1 protein-coding gene is annotated in these 732 nt (G+C 68.7%); it reads left to right on the top strand.

What is annotated here, in order from left to right:
• Positions 1-732: lipid II flippase MurJ (locus FK530_RS24490; RefSeq protein WP_331456375.1), on the top strand; the 732-nt coding region annotated here is incomplete at both ends.

Consider the following 732-nt stretch of genomic DNA (forward strand, 5'->3'; position numbering starts at 1 on the left):
CTCGGCGAGCTGCTCAACGCCCGGGGCATCTTCGGCCCGTACATGTGGGCCCCCGTGGTCAACAATGTCGTCGGGATCACCGGACTGGTGGCCTTCCTGGTCATGTGGGGTCCCGCCCCGGGCGACGGGGTGTTCCCCGTGGGGGACTTCAGTTCCCCACAGTTCTGGCTGCTCGCCGGGTCCGCCACCCTCGGGGTTCTCCTGCAGGCACTGGTCCTCCTCATCCCCATGCGAAATGCCGGGGTCTCACTGCGGCTGGACTTCCACTTCCGCGGCACCTCGTTCGGGACCGCCTCGAAGGTCGCGGGGTGGACCTTCGCGACGCTGGGCGTCAGCCAGATCGGCATCCTGTCCACCTCGAACCTGGCGACCCAGGTGGACACCTGGGCGGCAGGCAAGGACGTCCTGTTGGCGGGCATCGCCTCCTACACGACTGCGTTCATGATCTACATGGTCCCGCAGTCGCTGATCTCGGTGTCCCTGGCCACCGCCATCTTCACGCGGCTGGCGAATGCGGCGGCGGAGCGCGACGGTCAGACGATGGCCGACAACTATCACCAGGGCGTCCGGCTGATCACCCTTCTCTCGCTCCTGGCCGCGGCCGTGCTCATGGCGGGTGCCGTGCCCATGATGCAACTCGCCCTGCCGCCCGGAGCCTCCCCCGAGGCGGCCCGAGCCTACTCGTGGGTCCTGCTGGCGCTCATGCCGGGGGTGGCCTCCACGGGCATGGTG

Source organism: Tsukamurella conjunctivitidis (assembly GCF_007858475.1).
Classification (GTDB): Bacteria; Actinomycetota; Actinomycetes; order Mycobacteriales; family Mycobacteriaceae; genus Tsukamurella; species Tsukamurella conjunctivitidis.